2 rRNA genes are annotated in these 3,111 nt (G+C 53.9%); both read left to right on the plus strand.

The features are described from left to right. Nucleotides 1-76 precede the first annotated feature (76 nt). Nucleotides 77-2,799: ribosomal RNA gene (locus DDE76_RS19175) — 23S ribosomal RNA — on the plus strand. A 192-nt stretch (nt 2,800-2,991) separates the two neighbouring features. Beyond that, nucleotides 2,992-3,107, plus strand: a 5S ribosomal RNA gene (rrf, locus tag DDE76_RS19180). The last annotated feature ends 4 nt before the right edge of the window (nt 3,108-3,111 follow it).

The raw sequence follows: 3,111 nt of genomic DNA on the forward strand, positions 1-3,111 counted from the left end.
CCCGACGACTGAGATCTTTTCTGGAAGACAAGAGCCAGGAGAGGTCGTTGAGGTTGCGGGCATTGATAATGAGAACGATCAAGCGTCTTAAGTGCATCTAGTGGATGCCTTGGCGTGTGCAGGCGATGAAGGACGTAATACGCTGCGATAAGCCTCGGGGAGCTGCGAATAAGCTTTGATCCGAGGATTTCCGAATGGGGAAACCCGACCATTTAGGTCACCCGAAAGGGAGCTAACCCGGGGAACTGAAACATCTAAGTACCCGGAGGAAAGGACATCAAACGAGACTCCGTTAGTAGTGGCGAGCGAACGCGGACCAGGCCAGTGGCTTGTGTGTAAGAACGGGAACGAGCTGGAAAGCTCGGCCATAGTGGGTGACAGCCCCGTACCGGTAGAAAGCACATAAGTCCTCGAGTAAGGCGGAACACGTGAAATTCTGTCTGAACATGGGTAGACCACTATCCAAGCCTAAGTACTCGCACACGACCGATAGCGAACCAGTACCGTGAGGGAAAGGTGAAAAGCACCCCGACGAGGGGAGTGAAATAGTACCTGAAACTGGATGCATACAAACAGTCGGAGCCCGCAAGGGTGACGGCGTACCTCTTGTATAATGGGTCATCGACTTAGTCTGTCTAGCAAGCTTAAGCCGTTAGGTGTAGGCGCAGCGAAAGCGAGTCTGAATAGGGCGTGAAGTTAGACGGATTAGACCCGAAACCGAGTGATCTAGGTATGAGCAGGCTGAAGGTAAGGTAACACTTACTGGAGGGCCGAACCCACGTCTGTTGAAAAAGACGGGGATGACTTGTTCCTAGGGGTGAAAGGCCAATCAAACTCGGAAATAGCTGGTTCTCCGCGAAAGATATTTAGGTATCGCCTCGGACGAATACCTTGGGGGGTAGAGCACTGGATGGGCTAGGGGGTCTCACCGACTTACCAAACCTAACCAAACTCCGAATACCCAAGAGTACTATCCGGGAGACAGACGGTGGGTGCTAACGTCCATCGTCAAAAGGGAAACAACCCTAACCTACAGCTAAGGTCCCCAAGTCATAGTTAAGTGGGAAAGCATGTGGGATTGCTTAGACAACCAGGAGGTTGGCTTAGAAGCAGCCATCCTTTAAAGATAGCGTAACAGCTCACTGGTCAAGCGATCCTGCGGCGAAGATGTACCGGGTCTAAAACTATGCACCGAAGCTTAGGGTTTGCAGTTTACTGCAAGCGGTAGCGGAGCGTTCCGTAAGCCTGTGAAGCCATACCTGTGAGGGGTGGTGGAGGTATCGGAAGTGCGAATGATGACATGAGTAGCGACAAAAAGTGTGAGAGACACTTTCGCCGAAAGTCCAAGGGTTCCTGCGCAATGCTAATCAGCGCAGGGTTAGCCGGCCCCTAAGTCGAGGCAGAAATGCGTAGACGATGGGAACCACGTTAATATTCGTGGGCCAGGTGGTAGTGACGGATCGCGCGGGTCTGTATCCCCTTATCGGATTGGGGGTGCAGTGAGCCGGTTCCAGGAAATAGCTCCACCAATATTGACCGTACCCGAAACCGACACAGGTGGACTGGTAGAGTATACCAAGGCGCTTGAGAGAACTATACTGAAGGAACTCGGCAAATTGCACGCGTAACTTCGGGATAAGCGTGACCTTGTACTGGGCAACCGGTATCAAGGTGGCACAAAAGAGGGGGTGGCGACTGTTTATCAAAAACACAGGGCTCTGCGAAGTTGCAAAACGACGTATAGGGTCTGACGCCTGCCCGGTGCCGGAAGGTTAAAAGGAGAGGTGCAAGCCTTGAATTGAAGCCCCGGTAAACGGCGGCCGTAACTATAACGGTCCTAAGGTAGCGAAATTCCTTGTCGGGTAAGTTCCGACCTGCACGAATGGCGTAACGACTTCCCCACTGTCTCCAGTATAGACTCAGCGAAATTGAATTCCCCGTGAAGATGCGGGGTTCCTGCGGTCAGACGGAAAGACCCCATGAACCTTTACTATAGCTTTGCGCTGGCACTTGTGTCGGCATGTGCAGGATAGGTGGTAGGCTTTGAAGCCGGGGCGCCAGCCTCGGTGGAGCCGCAAGATGAGATACCACCCTTATCGTCATAGGTGTCTAACCGCGGCATAACAGTGTCCGGGACAGCGCATGGTGGGTAGTTTGACTGGGGCGGTCGCCTCCCAAAGAGTAACGGAGGCGCGCGATGGTGGGCTCAGACCGGTCGGAAATCGGTCGCTGAGTGCAATGGCATAAGCCTGCCTGACTGCGAGACTGACAAGTCGAGCAGAGACGAAAGTCGGTCATAGTGATCCGGTGGTCCCGTGTGGAAGGGCCATCGCTCAACGAATAAAAGGTACTCTGGGGATAACAGGCTGATACTGCCCAAGCGTCCATAGCGACGGCAGTGTTTGGCACCTCGATGTCGGCTCATCACATCCTGGGGCTGGAGCAGGTCCCAAGGGTATGGCTGTTCGCCATTTAAAGTGGTACGTGAGCTGGGTTCAGAACGTCGTGAGACAGTTCGGTCCCTATCTGCCGTGGGTGTTGGAATATTGAGAGGAGCTGTCCCTAGTACGAGAGGACCGGGATGGACGAACCTCTGGTGGACCTGTTGTGGCGCCAGCCGCATTGCAGGGTAGCTAAGTTCGGACGGGATAACTGCTGAAAGCATCTAAGCAGGAAGCCTCCCTCAAAACGAGTATTCCCTATCAGAGCCGTGGAAGACCACCACGTTGATAGGCCGGGTGTGGAAGCGCAGCAATGTGTGAAGCTTACCGGTACTAATAGCTCGATCGGCTTGATCGTTCTCATTAATCTATGCCCGCAAACGACCTGCGTCGTTTGCTTCTCCCTTGCCTGACGGTGCAATGCACCTCCGGCGGGGCGGCGCACAAGCGCCGGGGTCGTCGCAAAAGCTCCTCCAGGAGCTTCCCCGATGACTTGGAAAACAACCAGATCAAAACAAAACCAATCTTCACTTTGCGTGTTTTTCGCTGACCTTGTGGTTCTTGCGAGGGGCCCAGGACCCGATCCCATCCCGAACTCGACCGTCAAATCCCTCCGCGCCAATGGTACTAAGTCTCAAGACTTGGGAGAGTAGGTCACTGCAAGGTCTGC

The organism is Devosia indica, assembly GCF_003056405.1.
Classification (GTDB): domain Bacteria; phylum Pseudomonadota; class Alphaproteobacteria; order Rhizobiales; family Devosiaceae; genus Devosia; species Devosia indica.